The organism is Flavobacterium sp. CF136 (genome assembly GCF_000282055.1).
In the GTDB taxonomy this organism is placed as follows: domain Bacteria; phylum Bacteroidota; class Bacteroidia; order Flavobacteriales; family Flavobacteriaceae; genus Flavobacterium.
The window spans coordinates 1-4,661 of the sequence record NZ_AKJZ01000038.1 but is presented as its reverse complement, the minus strand read 5'-3'; the positions used below and the strand labels follow the sequence as shown (position 1 = coordinate 4,661).

The following is a 4,661-nucleotide window of genomic DNA, read 5'->3' as shown; positions in this document are numbered from 1 at the left end:
GTCGCAGCCAAAAGAACCGGCTCAGTTATCGTAATTGGAGTTTTTGGGTAAAGACATGATTTTGCATCTTTAACCGTAATAGTATAAGTAGTTCCTGCTGCTAAGCCTGTAAATACATTAGATGTTTGGAAAGCTCCAGCATCCAATTGATATTCGTAAGGACCAACTCCGGAACTTACATTTACTGTTATAGTACCATCAGTACCGCCATTACAACTTACATTCGTTTCTGTTGTTGTAAATACTGTTGGCGTAATTGGGTCTAAATCGAAGCTGGTTGTCGTTTGACACACTGTTGCATTATTCGCATCAGTAACTCTAAACACATAATTTCCAGCAGTTGTTGCTGTATATGGATTAGCCGCAGCTGCAAATGCACCACTATTGAAAGATACTTCATAAGTATAATTAGCGGCTGGAGTTGTATTTCCACCCGTTGTTGTCAAAGTAATTTCTGCATCAGGAGTTACTGTACAATCTAATTCTTTAGTTAATGATGCAGATAAATTTAGTTTAGGATATACTTCATAATCAACATTTTCTGTACAGCCATTTCCATCTTTAATTACCAAATTATAAGTTCCTGCAGCATTAAAAGTAAAACTTGGTGAAGTCTGGAAAGTACTTCCGTTTACACTATAAGTAGCTCCGCCAATTATATCCGGATCTACTGTACCAGAGAAAGTAATTGTAAATGCATTTCCGTCATAACAAATTGGAGCTGCCGGTGCATTAATTACAGGAGCATCATCTGCATCTAAAGTTACAGGAGCATTTTTAATACAACCGTAAGCATCTTTAACGTAAACAATATAATTTCCTGTTGTACTTGTTGCAAAAGTAGTATTACTAATCCAACCTGCTGTTGCAGCCGTTGGTGCAGTAGCTGACGCTAACAAATATTGATAAGTATAAGGTGCTGTACCATCTTTGGCCTGAGCAGCAATTACACCATCTTCATTACAATTAACATTTTTAATCTTAGTTGCAGTAATTGATAAATCAATAGCTGATTCTGTAATAGCAAATGGAGCTGAAGTTGCACTACAGCCTGCATTTGTTGCACCTGCATCTTCTGTAATCAATACAAAATAATTACCAAAAGGCAACGAACCAAAATTATTCACTGCTAATGATCCACCAGCAGGTACAGTTGTACTCACTGAACTTCCAACCGGCATAACAGTTTGTGAATTATAAATTTGATACGTAACCGGTGTAGCTACTCCATAAGTATGATTAATAGTAAACGTTACATTACCGTTTGCGGCACCTTTACATGTAATATTATTTGCCACTATAGGATTAACTGTAATGGTAGAACTTGTTCCAATTGGAAATTGAGAAGTTTCATAATAGTAACATCCTGTTCCTGTTCCACCATGAGCCGCATCGGCATCATATACTACAAAGGTATAAGTTACTCCTGGTATCAAATTAGTGAATGTAGTTTGTTTACTGCCTACAGCATCTTCCGCTAACCAGGTACCTGCTGGGTAAGAAGGTGCAGAACCTGTATATAAACTGAAGTAAAACGGACCTGTACCAATAGTGCTCGTAGGTGAAGAACCTACGGCAACAACAGCTGATCCTGGTCCTGAACAAACAGCTGGTGCTGCTGAAACCGTAATATCTAAATCATCTGGTGGTGAAGCTACCAGTACATTTTGAACTAACTTAGAACAACCATTAGCATCAACTACATTAATTTGATATAGTCCAAAATCAACTACGTTAAAACTAACTGATGTAGTACCTGCATTATTTAATTCAGAATTATTATATCCATTAACACCCGTTACGATGTAATCATAAGGTCCAACTCCTCCTGTAACACTATCAACTATTACAGAACCTTTTGAGATACCTGAACCATTACAAGTAATTGGAACAGCATGGTGATTCACAATAATAGCTAAAGGCTGAGCAATATTAAATATTTGTGTATCTGTACAACCTTTCGCATCAGTTACAGTAATAGTATAGTTACCGGCTGCTAAACCAGAGGTCTGTGTTCCATAATTAATTCCAGTCGTAGTATTCAATACATTAAATACAAAAGGAGCTAATCCTTTAGTATTATCGATTGCTATAGTTATCGCTGCTGTATCATCTCCATTACAATTAATAGATTGTGTTTGGGTTACCCCTGTAATATCAGGGTTAACAGTTGGTGTAACAACAATTCCTGTTGTTGTTGAAGCTGAACAGGAATTATTATCTGTAACTGTGAAAGTGTAGTTACCCACTGTACTTGTAGTAAATACATTTCCGACAAAAGATCCTGTATTTGGAGAACTTGTATATGTAAATGGTCCGGCTCCCCCTGTTGGAGTTAAAGTAATTTGTGCAGCCGTTGGTGCTGGATTACAAGTAATATCTTTGTTTAAAACTGCACTCAAAGTTAATTGAGGCGCTACAATAACCGGATTACTATCAGCAATACAGCCGTTAGCATCTTTTACACGAATAGTGTAAGTGCCCACTGTTGTTATTGCGAAAGTATTAGACGCCTGATAAGAAGCTCCTGCATTAATACTATAAGACAAAGTTCCTGTACCACCACTAGCTGCAGCAGTAATAGAATAACCACCCACTGTCCCCAAACAACCTGCACCAGTGGCAGTAACTGTTGTTGGTGCTGAGTCTTTAGCAATTACAAGATCTAATTTAAAAGTACATCCTTTTGTATCTTTAATCCAAACGTCCCATGCCAAAGCAGGATCAAGATTAGCAGTGTTAGAAGCAACATATGTTCCTGCTGCTGCGTTATCAGCTACAAAAGAATAAGTATAATTTGGCGTTCCTCCTGCCGGAGTAACTGTAACTGTAGAAGTAGCAACATTACAATTTGCATTTACCGTAGTAAAAGTAGCAGATAAAGTTGCTGCCGGTTGTGAAATAGTAATTGATGTTGAAGCAGTACAACCCGTAGTTTGGTCAGTGAAAACTACATTATAAGTCCCTTGACCCAAGTTTGGCAAAGTAAATGTACTTGCAGTTTGTCCGGTAACTGCAGCTCCTGAATTTATAGCATAACTATAAGTAGTAAAGTTGCTTACATTATAACGAATCGACCCTGTATTTCCTCCAAAACAATCTACATCAGTTAATTTGGTAGCAGAAACAGCAATTGGAGTAACCGGATTAACAGTATAAGACTGAATCGCAAAACAGCCATTGGCATCCGTTACTTTAAAAGTATAAGTACCTGCTGTCAATCCTGTGAAAATACCTGATGAAGCTCCTGTTGTATTGATAACCGGACCTGAGGTAATGGTATAAGCCAATGGGGCAACTCCTGTTCCTGATGTTGTAGCAACTGTTACTGTACTTGTTGTACTGGCAACCGGTGCACAATAAATCGGTGAACTTGTTATTCCCGAAATTGTTGGCGGGTTTAATGGTGCTAAATTAATATTCTGAACAGACGATAAACATCCATTTCCATCTTTTACAATGATATTAAATGATTGAGCGCTTCCATTATCATTTACCGATAATGTATTGCTTGTACCATATGATGTTCCGTTATTGAAACTGTAAGTGTAAGTTCCATTTCCGCCAGAACCTGTTACTGTAATAAGTGCTGCAACTTTTGTGTTTGTGGCACTACAGCTAAATGGTGTTGTTACTACTGCTGAAACTCCAACTGTTGTTGGGTTAACCAATGTAGCGGTAACTGTTCCTGAACAGCCTTTACTGTCTTTTACATAAAAAGTGTATGTTCCTGCTGCTAATCCTGTAAATGAACTGCTTGCTGTAAAAGTAACATTGTCAGCACTATAGGTGTAACCTCCTGAACCTCCTGCTCCTGTTAATTGTACTGAACCGTTTGCATTTCCGTTACATAATGGATTTACGTGTGTCTCACTTACTGTTGGATTAGTAATTGGACTTACTGTAGCCGTGGATGTAGATTTACAACCATTAGCATCAGTAATTTCAAAAGTATAAGTGTCTGCATTAACATTGCTTACACTATAAGTAAAAGTTAAAGCCGCACTGGCTGCACTCGAAGCACTTGCTGCTCCTGATCCTTTTTTAACTGTATAAGTATAAGGTGATTTTCCTCCTGTTATGGTAGTAGTTATTACCGCATTTGCACTGGCTGAACAATCTAATGTTTTGGTTACTGCTGATGAAGCTGTCAATTGTGGATAAACAATAACTGGTGTTGCCGATGCTGTACATCCATTGCCGTCTTTTACCCAAACTGTATAGGTTCCTGAGGCAACAGTAAATGTATTTCCTGCCTGGAATGAACCAGTGGCTCCATTGATTCCATATGTTAATGTTCCTGTTCCGCCTGTTCCTGCAGCTGTTATAGTAAATGTACTGCCTGAAGCCGTACATTGGTTCGTTACCGATGCTGTTACTGATGGTGTAGGATCACTAACAACTGTTACGGTGCTTTTCGCTGTACATCCATTGGCATCTTTTACATAAACATCCCAAACTAAATCAGCTGATGAATTAGTATCTACTGTTAATACAGCACTGCTTCCATAAGTAGAGCTTGGAACTGTTGATGGGCTTTTTGCAAAGGCATAGGTGTAATTCGGTGTTCCGCCTGCTGCGGTTACCGTAATCTGTGAATTGTCATTGTTACAGTTTACATTCGTTCCAACAACGCTCGTAATCGATAAAGCAGCTGATGG

Annotated in this window: 1 protein-coding gene; it reads right to left on the bottom strand. The window is 38.4% G+C overall.

Annotated elements, in window-relative coordinates; genetic code table 11:
- Positions 1-4,661, bottom strand: a 4,661-nt coding sequence (locus PMI10_RS12055) for a beta strand repeat-containing protein (protein ID WP_007808206.1), incomplete at both ends; no start/stop codon positions are given.